The sequence below is a fragment of the Leifsonia sp. NPDC058248 genome (assembly GCF_042881905.1).
Taxonomy (GTDB): Bacteria; Actinomycetota; Actinomycetes; order Actinomycetales; family Microbacteriaceae; genus Leifsonia.
In genome coordinates this window covers 505,919-522,390 of the sequence record NZ_JBHVXB010000001.1, presented here as the reverse complement: position 1 = coordinate 522,390, position 16,472 = coordinate 505,919, and the positions used below count along the sequence as shown (strand labels likewise).

12 protein-coding genes are annotated in these 16,472 nt (G+C 68.9%); 2 read left to right on the top strand and 10 right to left on the bottom strand.

Annotated elements, in window-relative coordinates; genetic code table 11:
• Positions 1 to 18: 18 nt before the first annotated feature.
• The 4 genes from ACFVV5_RS02690 to ACFVV5_RS02675 all read right to left on the bottom strand — a co-directional run bounded on the left by ACFVV5_RS02690 (position 19) and on the right by ACFVV5_RS02675 (position 7,099).
• Positions 19 to 954, bottom strand: coding sequence for an arginase family protein (locus ACFVV5_RS02690; RefSeq protein WP_387238530.1), 936 nt, complete (start codon positions 952 to 954; stop codon positions 19 to 21).
• Positions 955 to 1,076: 122 nt separating this feature from the next.
• The gene (locus ACFVV5_RS02685) at positions 1,077 to 4,346 is read right to left on the bottom strand and encodes an efflux RND transporter permease subunit (RefSeq protein ID WP_387238527.1); all 3,270 of its coding nucleotides are present in this window, start codon (positions 4,344 to 4,346) and stop codon (positions 1,077 to 1,079) included.
• 145 nt (positions 4,347 to 4,491) lie between these two features.
• Positions 4,492 to 5,439: a hypothetical protein gene (locus ACFVV5_RS02680; RefSeq protein WP_387238524.1), complete on the bottom strand. Its 948-nt coding sequence runs from the start codon at positions 5,437 to 5,439 to the stop codon at positions 4,492 to 4,494.
• 136 nt (positions 5,440 to 5,575) lie between these two features.
• Positions 5,576 to 7,099 (bottom strand): PLP-dependent aminotransferase family protein, encoded by a 1,524-nt coding sequence (locus ACFVV5_RS02675; protein ID WP_387238521.1) that lies wholly within the window; start codon positions 7,097 to 7,099, stop codon positions 5,576 to 5,578.
• A 61-nt stretch (positions 7,100 to 7,160) separates the two neighbouring features.
• Here ACFVV5_RS02675 and ACFVV5_RS02670 point away from each other — a divergent pair, with 61 nt between their 5' ends.
• Positions 7,161 to 8,087 (top strand): YitT family protein, encoded by a 927-nt coding sequence (locus ACFVV5_RS02670; RefSeq protein WP_387238518.1) that lies wholly within the window; start codon positions 7,161 to 7,163, stop codon positions 8,085 to 8,087.
• Between the two features lie 116 nt (positions 8,088 to 8,203).
• Here the strand turns inward: ACFVV5_RS02670 and ACFVV5_RS02665 are convergent, their stop codons facing one another.
• From ACFVV5_RS02665 to ACFVV5_RS02640, 6 genes are all read right to left on the bottom strand, one after another.
• Positions 8,204 to 8,962 (bottom strand): MerR family transcriptional regulator, encoded by a 759-nt coding sequence (locus ACFVV5_RS02665; RefSeq protein WP_387238516.1) that lies wholly within the window; start codon positions 8,960 to 8,962, stop codon positions 8,204 to 8,206.
• A 162-nt stretch (positions 8,963 to 9,124) separates the two neighbouring features.
• The gene (locus ACFVV5_RS02660; RefSeq protein WP_387238816.1) at positions 9,125 to 11,287 is read right to left on the bottom strand and encodes an APC family permease; all 2,163 of its coding nucleotides are present in this window, start codon (positions 11,285 to 11,287) and stop codon (positions 9,125 to 9,127) included.
• 237 nt (positions 11,288 to 11,524) lie between these two features.
• A complete protein-coding gene (locus ACFVV5_RS02655; RefSeq protein WP_387238513.1) occupies positions 11,525 to 12,142 on the bottom strand; it encodes a PadR family transcriptional regulator in 618 nt (205 codons plus the stop codon).
• The gene (locus ACFVV5_RS02650) at positions 12,139 to 12,978 is read right to left on the bottom strand and encodes a DUF4097 family beta strand repeat-containing protein (RefSeq protein ID WP_387238510.1); all 840 of its coding nucleotides are present in this window, start codon (positions 12,976 to 12,978) and stop codon (positions 12,139 to 12,141) included. Before ACFVV5_RS02650 ends, ACFVV5_RS02655 begins: the two co-directional genes overlap by 4 nt.
• A gap of 188 nt (positions 12,979 to 13,166) precedes the next feature.
• Positions 13,167 to 13,769, bottom strand: a complete 603-nt coding sequence (locus tag ACFVV5_RS02645; RefSeq protein WP_387238507.1) for an antibiotic biosynthesis monooxygenase — start codon at positions 13,767 to 13,769, stop codon at positions 13,167 to 13,169.
• A 36-nt stretch (positions 13,770 to 13,805) separates the two neighbouring features.
• Positions 13,806 to 14,855, bottom strand: a complete 1,050-nt coding sequence (locus ACFVV5_RS02640; RefSeq protein WP_387238504.1) for a LacI family DNA-binding transcriptional regulator — start codon at positions 14,853 to 14,855, stop codon at positions 13,806 to 13,808.
• Positions 14,856 to 15,207: 352 nt separating this feature from the next.
• Between ACFVV5_RS02640 and ACFVV5_RS02635 the strand changes: the two genes are divergently transcribed.
• Entirely contained in the window at positions 15,208 to 16,461 is a 1,254-nt protein-coding gene (locus ACFVV5_RS02635; RefSeq protein ID WP_387238501.1) for an extracellular solute-binding protein, read from the top strand.
• Positions 16,462 to 16,472 lie beyond the last annotated feature (11 nt).

Here is a 16,472-nt window from a genome sequence, read left to right as displayed (position 1 = left end):
GGCCGTCAGCCGGTCGGGTCAGCGCGAGCCGAGCCCCGCCGCGACCTCGAGCACGAGGAGCGCCGCCAGGCGAACGGTTCGGCCGTCGGGAGCATCCGCCGTCGCGTCCACCTCGGCGATGTCGACCGATCGCACGCTCTCCCACGACCCCGCCACCCGTGCGGCCCGCCGGAGCTCCCACGCTGCGATGCCGCCCGGCACCGAGGCCGGGCATCCGGGAGCCACCGAGCGGTCGCACACGTCCACGTCGAGATCCACGTGCACCGGACCTCCGGCGGAGCCCGCGATGTCGAGCGCCTCGGCCATCACGTCGTCGATGGGCCTGCGGTGCAGCTCGTCGCGGTGGATGACCGTGATGCCGTAGTCCTCGGCGCGCGCCGCGTAGGCCGGTGAGTTCGCGAAGTCGGCGATCCCGACCTGCACGACGCGGCGGCCGTCGATGCCGGCCTCGATCAGACGCCGGACCGGCGAGCCGTTGGAGACGCCGTCGCGGAGGTCGTGGTGCGCATCGAGGGTCACGAGTCCGGCCGTGGCGAGGTCGTCGCCCCACGAGCCGAGCGCGGCGGGAACCGTGAGCGCGTTGTCGCCGCCCACCGCGACGGTCACGGATGCACGCGACACCGCATCCGCCATCGCCGCGATCGCCCGTCCCTCGCCCTCGGGGCCGTCGGGTTCGATCACATCGCCGGCGTCGGCGAACCCCAGATCGCCGAGCAGCCGCGGCGGGAGGCCGGGCGCGGACCGATCGGGCGACAGGAATGCCGCGTAGTAGCGCAGCGCTGCGCGGACGGCGGCCGGTGTCGCCCCCGCACCGCTGGCCGAGAGGGACGTGCGCCACGTCGGGATGCCGAGCAGGGCCAGGTCGATCCGCTCGTCGGCGTAGACGTCGTCCATCGACGGCCAGTCACCGCTGCGGGGCCAGAGCGGGTCGACGGAGAGGGGGCGTGTGCTCATATGCCGACGGTATCAACGCGCGCGGCGCCGGGGAACACCAGCAGGGCATCCCTGTCCGGGATCGCGGACGGCGACCGGCGCGGCCCTGGCGCCGAAGCGCGCCGGGCCGCCAGACCCCGGCCTCAGCTGCGCGCTTCGGCCACGACCTCGGGCTCCTCGGGACCGTGCGGTGCGCGCCCCGCCTTGGCTGCGCGCTTGGCCATCCGGCGCTCCCGGGCGCCCTCCACGAGGTTGTAGAGCGTCGGGAGCACGACGAGCGTGAGCACGGTCGACGAGATCAGGCCGCCGATCACCACGATCGCGAGCGGCTGCGAGATGAAGCCGCCGTGGCCGGTCAGGCCGATCGCCATCGGGAAGAGCGCCGCGATGGTCGCAAGCGCGGTCATCAGGATGGGGCGCAGACGACGTGAGGCACCGTGCGTGACCGCCTCGGTCACCGACATCCCCCTCGTGCGGTACTGGTTGACCAGGTCGATGAGCACGATCGCGTTGGTAACGACGATTCCGATGAGCATCAGCACGCCGATCAGCGACGCGACACCGAGCGGGATGCCCGAGATGATCTGCAGCAGGATGGCGCCGGTCGCGGCGAACGGCACCGAGACGAGCAGCAGGAGCGGTTGGCGAAGCGAGCGGAACGTCGCGACCATCACGATGTAGACGATCAGGATGGCCGCCAGCAGGGCCAGGCCGAGCTGCGAGAACGCGTCCGACTGGCTCGACGAGACCCCGCCGATCTTCGCCGTCGCGCCGGCCGGAAGATCGGCATTCTTGAGGGCCGTGGTGACGTCGGCGTTCGCGGTGCCGAGGTTGTCGGTGCCCGGGGTGGCCGTGACGGTCGCGGTTCGCAGGCCGCGCTGGGTGGTGACCGTCGCGGGGCCGTTCGTCTCGGTCACGCTCGCGAGCGTGCTGAGCGCCACCGGTCCGGCGGCCGTCGGTACGGGGAGCGCGGACAGGGCGGCCACAGTGGTGGGCGGGTTCTTGCTCTGGAGGTAGATCTTCAGCGAGCTGTTGTCGATCGCGATCGAGCCCGCCTGGGTCGGCTGCACGGCCTGCGACACGATGCCGCCGACGGCGACCTCGCTCAGGCCCACGGCCGCCGCCTTGCTCCGGTCGACGTTGACAGCGACGTAGGGCAGGGATGCGCTCAGGTTGTCGCTCGTCTGCTTGATCGAGTCGAGTTTCTTGACCTCCGCGACCACCGAGTCGGTGGCCTTCTGCAGGTCGGCGTTGCTGGTGGCCGTGATGTCGATGGCGATGTCGTTCGAGGCGCCGAACCCGCTGGAACTCGAGACCGTGATCTCGCCCTGGTCCTTGATCGCGCCGAGTTGGGACTCGACGGTGTTCTGGATCTTCTCCTGGTCGGCGTTCGGGTCGGTGGTCACCGAGAACGTGATCGCTCCGCCGCCACCGCTGAACGCGTCGCGCAGCGAACTGCCGCTCGAACCGATCGAGAGCTGAACCGTCTTGACGCCGTCGACGGCGAGCAGCTTCTGCTCCACGACCTTCGCGGCGGAGTCCTGCGCCTCCAGGCTGGTGCCCGGCGGGAGCGTCTGTGAGACGTTGAGCGTGTTCTGCCCGGTGGAGCCGAGGAAGTTCGTCTTCATCAGCGGGGTCAGCGCGAAGGTGCCGACGAGTACGACCACCGCGATCAGCACGGTCGCCACCGAGTGCTTGAGCGTCCAGTGGATGACCGGCAGGTAGCCCTTCTGCAGGCGCGACGGATGCTCGAGCTCGTCCTCGCCCGCGGCGGCCGCCTCCGCGATCGAGAGGTGCGACACGGCGGATTCCTCCTTGCCGCCGCCCTCGTGCTTGCGGGCCTTCGGAGGACGGAGGAACCAGTAGGCCAGCACGGGCACGATCGTCAGCGCGACGAGCAACGACGAGAGGAGCGCGATGGTCACCGTGAGGGCGAACGGACGGAAGAGTTCACCCGTGACATCACCCACGAACGCGAGCGGAAGGAACACGGCCACCGTCGTGATGGTCGAGGCGGTGATGGCTCCGGCGACCTCCCTCACGGCCTTCACGATGGTCGTGGCCCGGTCGACGCCGGCCACCAGTTGCCTCTTGATGTTCTCGATGACCACGATGGAGTCGTCGACCACACGGCCGATGGCGATGGTCAACGCGCCCAGCGTGATGATGTTGAGGGTGTATCCGGTGGCCTGCATCACGATGAACGTGATCAGCACGCTCGTCGGGATCGAGATCGCAGTGACCAAGGTCGCCCGGATCGAGAGCAGGAACACCAGGATCACGACGACGGCGAAGAAGAGGCCGAGCAGGCCCTCCTCGGTGAGGGAGTTGATCGACTGCGTGATGAACGGAGCCTGGTCGAACACGACGGTGATCGTCGCGCCGCTGCCGAGCTTGGTCTCGAGGTTCGGAATGAGGTCGTTCACGCCCTTCGACACCTCGACGGTGTTGGCGGACGGCAGCTTGGTGACGGCGATGGTGAGGGCGGGTTTGCCATCGACCCGGGAGATGGAGGTGGTCGGATCGCTCGTCTCCGCGACGGAGGCGACGGCGCCGATCGTCGTGGGCGTCGGCGGAGTCGCGGCGGCGGCTGCGGCACCGGCGGCAGCGCCTGCACCGCTCGCTGCGCCCGCGCCGCTCGCTGCGCCAGCGCCCGCGCGTGCCGCGGTGTTCGAGCCGATGAGCGGGAGCTTGGTGAGGTCGTCGATCGAGGTCAGCTGCGTGCCCGACTGGATCGACAGCGTCTTGCCGTCCTCAGTGATCGACCCGCCCGGCACAAGCACGCCGTTCTGCTGCAGGGCATCCTTGATCGACTGCGTCGTCAGACCGGCGGCCGCCAGCTTGGCGGGGTCGGGCACGATGGTGATGCGCTGGCCGACCTCGCCGACCAGCTGCGCGTCGTTGACGCCCTTCACGTCTTTGATGTCGGGCAGGACGAGCTTGGTGATGCTGTCGCCCAGAGTCTTCTGGTCTTGACTGCTGGTGACGGCGAGCTGGATGACCGGGAGGTCGTCGATGCTGCCCGAGATCACCTGCGGGTCGACACCGGACGGCAGAGTCGCCTTGATGCGGTTGATCGCCTGGTCGATCTTCTGCTCGGCCGTGGCCAGATCGGTGCCGTAGGTGAACTTCGCGGTGATGAGTGACTGGTTGGTGCTGCTGACCGCCGACGTGCTGTCGAGGTTCGGCACCCCCTGGATCGCCGTCTCGACCGGCGTGCTCACGTCGTTGTTCACCACTTCGGGCGAGGCGCCCGGGTATGAGGAGATGATCGCCAGCTGCGGGAACTGGATGGACGGGGCGAGCTCCTGCTTGAGGTTCGAGAGAGCCAGTCCGCCGAAGATGGCGGCGACGATCGTCACGAGCGCGATGAGTGCGCGGTTCTTCATGCTGAGAACGGCGAGAAAATGCACAGACGTACCCTTTGTGAAATCCGGATGCTTGGAGCGCGACCCCATCGCCGCCTCCGAAGTATCTCATTGCACCCTGTGCAAATTCCTCATGCCGTGGTACGACTTACCGCCTCTCCCGCCCCGCCCTGCTCGCACTCGATTGCCACTAGCTGCCGCCGACACGCCCGGGTTGACGACGTCTACTGGCAAACGACGACCACCCCCGCTGTCGGAGGACGTCGCCGACGATGTCGACCGTGCCGGGAGTCAGATCGTCGGCACCGAGCCGGAGGACGGTCTCGCCCATCCCCTGGAGCGCGATCGTGCGCTTGAGATCACGACGCCACTGCGTGCGCGCGGTGCGATGGTGGTCGCCCTCGTACTCGACGATCACCCGGAACTCGGGGAACCTCAGGTCGGGGCGCGCGACGAACCGCCCGTGCCGATCCCGGAGGTCGACGTTCACGTCGAGCCTCGGCAGCCCACCCTGCACGAACCTCACGCGCAGCTCGGACTCCTGCGGCGACTCCGACCGCTCGTGGAGGAGTCCTCCTGCGGCCAGCGCGACGGATGCACCGGGCCTGCCGCGCAGCCGCGCTGCCGCGCAGCTCAATTCGGCGACGGATGCACGCGGCCTTCGCCAGTGCACGATCGCGTCACCGACGGCCACCAGTTCCGCGACTGACAGGTGCGGCGCCAGGTCGCACCACGTGCGGGCGGGGCTCGTCACCCTGAACCCGGCCGACTCGACGACATCACCGTCGCGGAGCGCCGGCTGATGCCCGATGACGCCCCGGATCCTCGGCGTGCGGTTCGGACGAGGCACCGAGAGGTGGAGGACGTCGGGCCGAGACAGCCTGAGCGGGAGCGGAAGGCCGAGCAGGAGGGCGGCGGTCGTGTGGCTGAACGCTTCCGCCGGCGGCATCCGGGTGTTCAAGGCCGCGCAGCGCGAGAGGAGGGTGATCTCGGCATCCGACGGTTCGCGGACGCCCCGGAAGGGCGCCCGGAGGTCGCCGGCACGGAGGCGTCCCGGGCCGACGGACGCACGGAACGCTTCGCCGACGGCGAATGGGCGCGAGCGCAATGCCGGTGGGAGCGGTTGCGGCTGGTGCATCCACCGACTCTGCACCAGCCGGCCGGTGGCGTGCAGGCGTTATCCACAGAGTGCGGGTGTCGTTTGCCACTCGATGTCGTCAACCCGGGCGTGTTGGTAGCAGCTAGTGGCAAACGACGGCCGGATGGGGTGCGGGTCAGACGACGTCGGCGAGCGCTACGGGGTCGGGGTAGGGCACCGGGTCGTGCAGCGAGCTCGACCAGGCGCGCGCGAGGGCCGCGATCGCCCGGGCGGTCTCGTCTTCGCTGTAGGTGATCGGGATGCGCAGGAACCGTTCGAAGGCGCCGTCGAGGCCGAAGCGCGGACCGGCGGCCAGCAGCAGCCCGTAGTTGCGGGCGCCGAGCGCGAGCGCCGAACTGACCGGCGCCCCGATCCCGACCCAGGCCGCGAGGCCGCCGTGCAGGTCGGGGACGATCCAGTCCGGGAACGTCTCTGCGAGCATCCGGCGCACGGCGTCCCGCCCCGACCGCAGTTGTGCGCGGCGCTCCTCGATGATCTCGGGGAGGTGCGGAAGCATCCGGGCCACCACCAGCTGCTCGATCATCGGCGTGCCGAGATCGGTCGCCGGCTTGGCCGCGAGCAGCTTGCGGATGAGCGGCCGGTCTGCCCGGATCCAGCCGATCCGCAGGCCGCCCCAGAGGCTCTTCGACGCCGATCCGATGAGCAGGACGGGCGCGTCGCCCGCGTGCCGCGTGCCGTACGTCGCGATGGACGGATGCTCCCCGACCCGGTCGATGTCGAGGTCGGCGGTGGTCTCGTCGCCGACCACGATCGTCCCCTGCGCCGTCGCCGCCGACATGACTCGGGCGCGCGTCTCGGGCGACATGGACGCCCCGGTCGGGTTGTGGAAGTCAGGGATCAGGTACGCGAGCGCCGGGTTGGCGCGCCGGATCGTCTGCTCGATCGCCTCCACGTCCCAGCCGTCGGCCGCGCCGGTCGCGTCTGCCGGCACCCCGCCCGACCCACCGGGCACACGCACCGGATGCGCTCCCAGCCCGGCAGGCGGCGTCACCGTGATCGGCACCAGCCGCGCCCCGGCCAGCCGCAGCGACTCGGTCGCATGCGGATAGGTGGGCATCTCGATGAGCGCACGGTCGCCGCGTGCGAGGAGGGTGCGCGCGATGAGGGCGATGGCCTGCTGCGCGCCGACCGTCACGAGGATCTGGTCGGGATCCGTGGGCAGCCCGCGAGCGCGATACCGTTCGGCGATCGCCTCGCGGAGGTGCGGCAGGCCGACCGGATCGTAGCCGGAGCTCGGCAGGAAGTGCGGCAGCTCCTCTGCGGCGGCTCGGGCAGCTGCGGGCAGCGAGGACGCGGCGGGCAGCGCGGCCTTGGTGAAGTCGAGCATGCCGTCGCCGCCGATCGGTGCCGCTGCGACGAGCACGGGCCCGGGCAGTCGCGTCACGCTTCCCGAGCCCCGGATGCTGTCGACGAAGCCGGCCTCGCGCAGCTCACGGTAGGCGGCGGTGACGGTGGTGCGGCTCAGTTCGAGGCGACCGGCGAGGTCCCGCTCGGCGGGGAGCCGGGTGTCGATGGGGATGCGGCCGTCCAGGACGAGCAGCCGCACCCGGTCGGCGAGCGCCTGGTAGTGGGCTCCGTTCCCCTGCCACTCGCCGAGGAGCGTTTCGAGGGAACGTGCGGTCAGCTGAGCATCCGGCATAAGGCCACCTTAAGCAAATTGGCCTCTTGATAAAAGGCCAATCTCGAAATTGGATAGAACAGTGAACACCGGACTCCTCCTCACACGTCGCCTCGTGCAACTCCTCGTCGGTCTGTTCCTCTACGGAATCGCGATCGCGATGATGGTGCGAGCCGGCATCGGGGTGTCGCCCTGGGACGTTCTCGCGCAAGGCCTCTCGCTCAAGACGGGCCTGCCGTTCGGACTGATCACCAACCTCGTCGGGCTCGTCGTCCTGCTGTTCTGGATCCCGCTGCGGCAGCGACCGGGACTCGGGACGATCCTCAACGTGCTGCTGATCGGGCCGGCCGCGCAGCTCGGCCTCGGGATCATCCCGCAGCAGACGGAGCTCTGGGCGCAGGTGCTGCTGTTCTCCGGCGGACTTCTGCTACTCGCCGCGGCCACCGGCCTCTACATCGGCCCGCGGATGGGTCCCGGCCCGCGCGACGGGCTCATGACGGGGCTGCACGGGCGCACCGGATGGCCGATCTGGGGCGTCCGCACCGGCATCGAGGTGACCGTGCTGATCGTCGGCTGGCTGCTCGGCGGCAACGTCGGCGTCGGAACGCTCGCCTTCGCCCTGCTGATCGGGCCGCTGTGCACCCTGACTCTCCCGTTCTTCGAGATCCGGCTCCCGCGCGATGCAGCAAAGGATGCGACGGAGCGCGAACTGGAGGGCACGGCCGAGCAGTCGGCCGAGGCCGGCGACCGGGATGCGGCGCCCTTCGACGTGCGCGACGGCATCCTGCTCGAATCCGACTCGGCGTCCCGGATGCGCGCCGATCGTTTCGCACGCGGCAGCGTCATCCGGGAGCACCAGCCCGACCGCGTCCGCGGCGGGGACGCCCCCGGCGACGGCGAGATCGTGGCCCCGCGCCGGGCGGCCGCGACCATCGCGTCCTACTGGCTCGACGACCGTCTCACCGGCCACTTCCGCCGCGGCGGCCGGCCGCACCGCGCTCGCGCCTGAACCGTTCCCTCGGGGGTTCTCCCGCAAATCGTGTCCGGACTTGCTGGGCCGAATCGCGCGATTTCGACCCAGCAAGTCCGGACTCGATTGCGGGGGCGTCCCGCGGCGGGGGACGGTTAGAGGTTGCGGTCGGCGTAGGCGCGGAGCGCGTCGCGAACGAACTCGGCGCCGGCCTGGCCGCCGTAGTTCGCGCCGAACCGCGGGTCGGCCACGTACATCTCGCCGAGACCGACGAAGTACGCCTTCGTCGGACCGTTCCCGTCGCTGCCGGGAGTCCCGGGGATCGACGCGAGCCAATCGAAGTGGCGCTGGGCGAGCGCCTGCGCTTCGTCGCCGTCGGGTGCGACACCGCTGGTCGCCGCGGCGGTCCAGTCGGCCGCGAGCTGCTGCTGCAGCTGCTGCCATTCCTTCTTCTCCGCAGGCGTCTTGCTCCGCCACCAGGCGTCGCTCTTCGCGTACGCCTCCTTGCCCCAGCGCTCCTCGACCTCCTCCTTGTACTGGGTGTGGTCGAAACCGTCGAGCATGTCTTCTGCCATGATCTGTTCTCCTCCTTCCATTGCACTGATGGTCGACTCGACCGCAGCGATCTGCCGCGCCAGCCGTGCCCGCTCGTCGCGCAACCAGGTGAGGTGGTTTCGCAACGCGGGGGCCGCATCCGTCTGGTTCTGCAACACCTCGGCGATGGCCGGAAGGCCGAGCCCGAGGTCGCGGAGCAGCAGGATGCGCTGCAACCGCACCAGCGCGCCACGGTCGTAGTACCGGTAGCCGTTGGCTCCGATGCGACTGGGCGGGAGCAGGCCGATGTCGTCGTAGTGGCGCAGCGTCCGGCTGGTGGTTCCGGCCAGTCGCGCGATGTCCTGAATGGACCAGTCCATCGTCGGCCTCCTCTCGTGGGTTGTTCCTCCACGGTAAAGGTTGACGCAACGTCAAGGTCAAGCGCGAGTCTGTGGCTTTGCCCCATGCCCGGCCCCAGGCGCCATGCCCCAGGCGCAGTCGGAGCGCTCAGCGCTCAGAGCTCGGCGCTCGGCGGTCGGCGCTCAGCGCTTAGCTCGCGCAGGCACCTTCTTGGCGGGCGGAGTCGCCGGCTTCTCGACGGGCGGCACCACGGGCGGCTGACCGGCGGTCACCGGCGTCCCCGCCGAGGTCGGGGCGGCAGCCGCACCGCGCGAACCGTGTCCGTGACCCGTGCCATGTCCGGTCCCGTGCCCGGCGGTCTTCGACGCGGGCTCCAGCGGTCGCCGCGCGACAGGGCGCACCGGCTCACCGCGGCGGTCCTGACCGGGCAGCGGACGGGAGCGGCGCCCGTAGATGAGCGACGACGAGTCGAGCAGCCACGGCACCAGCGCCACGGTCACGCCGTGGCACAGCATGAGCTGCTGACGGATGCGGCGGGCGCGGTGGTTGTGCAGCAGCGCCTCCCACCAGTGGCCGACGATGTACTGCGGGAGGTACACGGTCACGACCTCGGCCCCGTGCTCCTCGCGCCGGTGCTTGAGGTACTTGATCAGCGGGTGGCCGAACTCACGGTAGGGCGACTCGATGATCGTGAGCGGCACGTGGATGTTCTGCTCGATCCACTGCTTCTGCAGGCGCTCCGTCGACTCCTCGTCGATGGCGACGTGCACGGCCTCGATCGAGTCGTGCCGCGCGGCGATCGCGTAGTCGAGCGCCTTGAGCGCCGGCTTCTGCATCTTGCCGACGAGCACGATCGCGTGGTCGCCGCGGCTTCCGAACGTGGTGACCGGGTCGACCTCGATCTCCTTCTCCACGTCGCGGTAGTAGCGGTTCACGCCGAGCATCAGCAGCCACAGGATGGGCATGAAGATGAACACCAGGTAGGCGCCGTGGGTGAACTTGGTGATGGTGACCACGATGAGCACCACCGCGGTGAGGAACGCACCGAAAGCGTTGATGCAGAGGCTCCGGATGATGCTGGAACGTTCCCCGTGAGCCACGGTCCCCGATCGCAGCAACGTGATCCAGTGCTTCACCATCCCGGACTGCCCCAGCGTGAACGACACGAACACGCCGATGATGTAGAGCTGGATGAGCTGGGTCAGGTTCGCTTGATACACGAGCAGCAGCGCGGTGGCGGCGAGCGCCAGCACGATCATCCCGTTCGAGTAGACCAGGCGGTCGCCGCGGGTGTTGAGCGACTTGGGCGCGTACGAGTCGCGGGCGAGCACCGAGCCGAGCAGCGGGAAGCCGTTGAACGCGGTGTTGGCGGCCAGCAGCAGCACGACGGCGGTCGCCGCCTGCACGACGAAGAAGAGGATGGAGTTGTTGCCGAACGTGGCCGCCGCGATCTGCGCGATGAGGCTGCGTTGCGGCGACGTGGCGCACTCAGCCCAGCCCTTCAGGTCGCACGGGTTCTCGGCGTAGTGCACGCCGCTGATGAGCGCCACCGCGGTGAGGCCGGCGAACAGGACGATGGCGATTCCGCCCATCAGGGCGAGCGTCCGTCGGGCGTTCTTGATCTTGGGGGTGCGGAAGGCGGGGACACCGTTGGCCACGGCTTCCACACCGGTCAGGGCGCTGCAGCCGCTCGAGAATGCGCGCAGCAGCAGCAGGATCATGGCCACCTGGCCGAGGTTCGCGGCCGTCACACCGTAGGCCGCAGACTCGGCGACCGGGGCATCGCCGAACGCCGTGCGGATGAGGGCGGTGACGATCATGAGGAAGATCGACCCGATGAAGATGTAGGTCGGGAGCGCGAAGGCTTTGCTCGACTCGCGGACACCGCGCAGGTTGACCGCGGCGATCAGGATGACGAAGAGCACGGCGAGTTCGACGCGCCATTCGCTGAGGAACGGCAGCGCCGAGATGATGTTGTCGACTCCGGATGCCACCGACACGGCGACGGTGAGCACGTAGTCGACGAGCAGTGCGGACGCGACGACGAGTCCCGCCTTCTCGCCCAGGTTCTTGTGGGCGACCTCGTAGTCGCCACCGCCCGACGGGTACGCCTTCACGAGCTGCCGGTACGACAGGACGACCGTGATGAGCAGCACGACGACGGCCGCAGCCACCCAGGGCGCGAACGTCAGAAAGGCCAACCCGCCGAGGAGCAGGATCATCAGGAGTTCCTGCGGAGCGTACGCCACAGACGAGAGGGCGTCGCTGGCGAAAATGGGTAGCGCAAGGTGCTTCGGGAGTAGCTGTCCCTCGAGTTTTTCACTCGGAAGCGGGTCGCCGATCAACCACCGCTTCGGGGATCTCCCCTCAGTTGTCACGAGGGTCGAGAATACTCGCTGCCAATCCACTGTCAAGTCGGCGCGTCGGCGGCCGTGAACGTTGCCGATCTCTAATAGATGGGGACTGCTCGTGGGCGCGGCGGATTTGCGCCGCCTACAGCGAAGGCGCGCCCGATCCTGAGAGTCGAACGCGCCTTTGCTGTGTGCGGCTGTGTCGCCGGTTTTGGGGGTTCTCGCCCCGCCTCACCGGCGGTTCAGCACCTCCAGAATGCTGGTGCGGACGCGAGCCAGCTCGAGCTTCAGCTGAGGGATCACATCGGCCGGCAGCGTGCCCCGTGCGGCCTGCGAACGCAGGTCGGTGCGCATCTGCTGACGGAACTCGTTGAGCACCGCCTCGGCCTCGCGTGTGGTGGCGTTCGCGGCCTGACGCGAGTCGCGGGACTCCTGATCGACGTCGACGCGGGGAGCGGCGCGCTTGGCGTCGCGCGCTGCCGAGGCGAGGTCGGCGCGCAGGCTCTTCATCGCCGCGTTGACTCCGGCCCGCACCTCGTCGGCGAGACGTCGCACCGAGTCGGTCACCTCGTCTTCGATCGCGTCGAGCTCGTGCTCGCGGTCGGCGAGCTCGGCCCGGCCGGCGTCGGTGATCGAGTAGACCGTCTTGCGGCCGTCCGTCGTCTTGGTGACGAGTCCTTCTTCTTCCAGTTTCGCCAGCCGCGGGTAGATCGTGCCCGCGCTCGGACTGTAGGTGCCGCCGAAGCGCTCGCTGAGCGCCTGGATGAGCTCGTACCCGTGTTTGGGCGACTCGTCGAGGAGGCTCAGCAGGTAGAGGCGCAGATTTCCGTGCGCGAAGACGGGGGTCATGCCGACGCCCCGTTCTCGCCGGCCGGAGCGCCGACCGTGCTGCGCAGGACGGACACGCCTCCGGAGACGGAATTGACGTTGATGTCCACCCACGACCCGTCGAGCGAGCCGGCGGTCGCGTTGTACGTTCGGCCGGGCATCCAGCTGATGAGTGCGTTGTCGAACTGGATCTTGCCCGACACGGTGTTCACGCGGAAGCGGGCGCCGAGCGCATCCGGAATCCGGATGGTGACGTCTCCCGAGACGGTGTTGGTCGAGATCTGGTCGGGCGTTCCGCTGATGTCGACCATCACGTCGCCCGAGACGCCGTCGACGGCGAACTTGGGGATCTGTCCCGTCGCCGTGACGTCGCCCGAGACCGTGTGGGCGGAGATGCGGCCGGTGTGGTCGCGCACCGAGAGCTCGCCGCTGACGCTGTTGAGCTCGAGGTCGCCGATGAGGCCGTCGATGACGAGGTCGCCCGAGACGGTGCTGAGTTTGGCGTCGGTGCGGAGGCCCGCGACGAGCGCGTCGGCCGACACGATGCCGAACTTGAGGGCAACGTCACGGGGGACCAGGACGCTCACGTCGGCCTTGGCGTTGCTGGCCATCGACTTGAACACCTCGATGAAGTTGTCCCAGCGAAGCTGCGGGTGGTCGATCTCGAGACGGTCGCCTTCGACGGTGATCTTGAGGTCACGACCGGTGACGGAGTGCACTTCCACCCGCGCGCCCGGCTCGTCGTGGCCGATCACGTCGATCTGCCCGCCGATGAACCCGACCTTGAGCGAGCGGACGAGCTCGACGTCGATGATCTTGGTCTCTCCCGGCTGGATCAGCCATTTGTCCTGTGCCATTTTGTTGCTCCTGGTTGCCTGTGCGGTGCCGCCTGGGGCGACCCTCGGTGATTCGCGATATATCGCGTTGTTGACAGGGTCACGATATATCGCGTTTGCGCCGAAATCAAGACCCGGATGCACATCCCGGGCCCTTGTCAGGGACGACTCAGGGTTCACCCCGAGAGGTCGCGGGGCCGAGGGAGACGTTACGCGCGCCCACGGCGCCGCGGTCGCTGGAGCCACGGCTGGAGCATCCGGGTGACGAACGGCAGCATGACGTACGTCATCGTCGGCGTCAGGCACAGCGTGGTCGCGAGCACCGTCGCGAGAGGCCAGAGCTGGTGCCAGCCGGGAACGAGGTAGACCGTGAGGTACGTGAACGCCAGCGACAGCGGGAAGAAGCCGAGCCAGATCGTGATGGCCTGCTTCCAGCGCGGGGGCGCCGCCGCGACGCCGGGCTGCGGCTGATCGAACCAGCCCTCGATGCCGGTGCGGCGCTCGACACGGGAGACCTCGACGAGCTCGCGGCCCTCGTACAGCCACTCCGCGCGATCGTCGGACCCCTCCCACGCGTCGAGCGTGCCGGCGTCGGCGAAGCGGTAGAGCATGTGCCACTCGTCGGAGTCGTGGTGGGCGCGGACCCAGCCGGACCCGAGGAACCCCTCGTGCTCGTTGGCGAGGTTCACGCCGGACTGGACCCAGCGGGTGACCTCGGGAAGACGCGAATGGTCGACGCGACGGGTGATGGAAACGGTGACGGGGAGGCGCTGCGCTTGTGGCGCGTCCTCGAGAGTCTCTTGTGGAGGCATGCCTCCAGTGTCGCCGATCTTCGTTTCACGCAGGTTTCAGCGACCTGAGGCGAGCACGGACGGCCCGTCGCGGACCACCAGGCGGGGCGCGACCAGGCGGTGCCGCGGGTCCGCGATGGACGCGTTGCGGTCCACCTTGCCGCCGTGCGCGCCGGTGAGCAGCTCGAGAACCCCGGCGGCCACCTCGTCGAGCGGCTGCTCGACACTGGAGAAGCCGATCGAGGCGGCGACCGGGGTGTTGTCGTAGCCGATCACCGGGATGCGGCCGCCGGTCGCCATGAGGGCGCCGAGGGCCAGCGAGTCGCTCGTGCAGACCAGCGCGTCGATCGTCCCGGGGGCCTTCTCGAGGCGGCGCATCGCATCGGCGCCGAAATTCACGCCGTCTTCGGCCGACACCTCGAGGGTCGCCAGGGTGGCATCGTCGAGGCCGCTCCCCTCGCGCATGGCCTCCAGCCATCCGCGACGGCGGTCGTCGCCGGTGCCCGATCCGGCCGGCCAGCCCAGGAAGCCGATGCGTCGGGCGCCGGTGCCGAGGAGATGCGTGGTCGCCTCGCGCAGGCCGTGGCAGCCGTCGACGTCCACCCAGAGGTGCTGGGGGTCGGCCATGTCGTCGATGCCCCACGGGCGCCCGAAGGTCACGAACGACTGACCGTGGTCGATGAGCCACTCCGTGCGCGGGTCGCCGTGGAAGGTGGAGGTGAGCACGAACGCATCGACGTCGGCGCCGTCGCTGAGCCGGCGGAACTGGGCGATCTCATCTTCGGGTCCGCTGGCGGTGAAGAGGAGCATCCGGAGGTTCTTGCGGTCGGCCTGCTCGGTGAGGGCATGAAGAAAGCGGTCCAGGATGCTCCCGGAGATGCCGTCGGTGGTGATCGGGTCGAGCCGGATGCCGATGGTGGAGCTCTTCTGCGTGCGCAGGCGGCGGGCGGAGGCGTGGGGACGGTAACCCAGGTCGGTGATCGCGTCTTCGACGCGCTTGCGGGTCTCTGGGCGCACCACGCCGGGAGAGTTGAGCACGTTGGAGACCGTCTGGCGCGAGACTCCGGCGGCGATGGCGACGTCGCTCACGGTGGGCTGGGCTCCCATCGCGCCTCCTCTCGTGCTCGCTTGGATCGTTCAAAGCTGAGTAAGACGATACAGCCCACCGGCTTGACACGTCCCGAACGTCGTGTCTATGGTGACAACGCTCCAATTTGATCGTTCAAAGTCTAACGTGGCATTACGGGATTTGAACGATCAAACCAGTTCCGCGACCAGAGGAGGTCTGATGCACGCCACGCGCGCCGCGTCCCTCCCCGCCCGGCATCCGTCGCGTGCGAGCAGCCCCTCCGAGCGGCTCCCCCACAGTTCAGCCGACGGCGAGTTCTCCACGACTTCTGCGACCCATCCCCTCGTGCGCCCGTCGACCGGGCACACTCACACCAAGGAGAAGACAACAATGCAACGAAGCACACATCGCTGGTTCGCGGGCGGCGCCGTCGCCGTCGCCGCTGCGCTGGCACTCACCGCCTGCGGCTCCGGCTTCAGCGGCTCCAGCTCGAGCGACTCGAGCAGCAAGCTCACCTCGTCGAGCAAGCCCCTCACGGTCATGATCGGCTCCAGTGGCGACGCCGAGACCGCGGCGGTCAAGTCGGCCGTCTCCGACTGGTCGTCGAGCTCGGGCACCAAGGCGTCGGTCGTCGCGGCCAGCGACCTCAACCAGCAGCTCGCGCAGGGCTTCGCCGCCAAGAAGCCGGCCGACGTGTTCTACCTGTCGACGGATGCTCTTGCCGGCTACGCCTCGAACGGCTCGCTCCTCGCCTACGGTGACCAGCTCTCCAACAAAAGCGACTTCTACCCGAGCCTGGTCAAGTCGTTCACCTACAACAACAAGTTCTACTGCGCGCCCAAAGACTTCTCGACGCTGCAGCTGATCATCAACACCGACATGTGGAAGGCCGCGGGCCTCACCGACTCCGACCTGCCCACGACCTGGGACCAGCTCGACGCCGTGTCGAAGAAGCTCACCACCGGCGGCCACGTGGGCCTCGGCATCTCCGGTGAGTACGCCCGCATCGGCGCGTTCATGACGCAGGCCGGCGGCAACCTCATGAACGACGACAGCACCAAGGCCACGGCGAACAGCGACGCCAACGTCAAGGCGCTCGAGCAGGTCAAGAAGATGCTCAACGGGGGCGAGCTCAAGTACGCCAAAGACCTCGGCGCCGGCTGGGGCGGCGAGGCGTTCGGCAAGGGCCTGGCCGCGATGACCATCGAGGGCAACTGGATCACGGGCGCCATGCAGGCCGACTACCCGAACATCAAGTACAAGGTGGCCGAGCTTCCCGCCGGCAGCGCGGGCAACGGCACCCTGCAGTTCACCAACTGCTGGGGCATCGCCGCCGACAGCCCCAACCAGGCCGCCGCGCTCAAGCTCGTCGAGAAGCTGACCAGCAAAGACGACCAGCTCGCCTTCTCCAAGGCGTTCGGCCCCATGCCGTCGATCAAGTCGGCCGCCGACGAGTGGAAGTCGGCCAACCCGGCCCTCGTCCCGTTCCTGACGGCCGCCGACTACGCCAAGGGCGTCCCGACCGCCAAGGGCTCGGCCGACGTCGTGACCGACCTCAACAGCAAGCTCGAGACGCTGAAGACCGGCGATCCCAAGACGATCCTCGACGCCACGCAGAAGAACCTCGAAGCGCTGCTCAAGTAAGAAACAGGTCA

Coding starts and splice junctions, on each gene's coding strand:
- ACFVV5_RS02650 (WP_387238510.1), bottom strand. CDS start 12,978: ATGGCACAGGACAAATGGCTGATCCAGCCGGGAGAGACCAAGATCATC.
- ACFVV5_RS02640 (WP_387238504.1), bottom strand. CDS start 14,855: ATGGGAGCCCAGCCCACCGTGAGCGACGTCGCCATCGCCGCCGGAGTC.
- ACFVV5_RS02655 (WP_387238513.1), bottom strand. CDS start 12,142: ATGACCCCCGTCTTCGCGCACGGAAATCTGCGCCTCTACCTGCTGAGC.
- ACFVV5_RS02665 (WP_387238516.1), bottom strand. CDS start 8,962: ATGGACTGGTCCATTCAGGACATCGCGCGACTGGCCGGAACCACCAGC.
- ACFVV5_RS02690 (WP_387238530.1), bottom strand. CDS start 954: ATGAGCACACGCCCCCTCTCCGTCGACCCGCTCTGGCCCCGCAGCGGT.
- ACFVV5_RS02635 (WP_387238501.1), top strand. CDS start 15,208: ATGCAACGAAGCACACATCGCTGGTTCGCGGGCGGCGCCGTCGCCGTC.
- ACFVV5_RS02645 (WP_387238507.1), bottom strand. CDS start 13,769: ATGCCTCCACAAGAGACTCTCGAGGACGCGCCACAAGCGCAGCGCCTC.
- ACFVV5_RS02675 (WP_387238521.1), bottom strand. CDS start 7,099: ATGCCGGATGCTCAGCTGACCGCACGTTCCCTCGAAACGCTCCTCGGC.
- ACFVV5_RS02680 (WP_387238524.1), bottom strand. CDS start 5,439: ATGCACCAGCCGCAACCGCTCCCACCGGCATTGCGCTCGCGCCCATTC.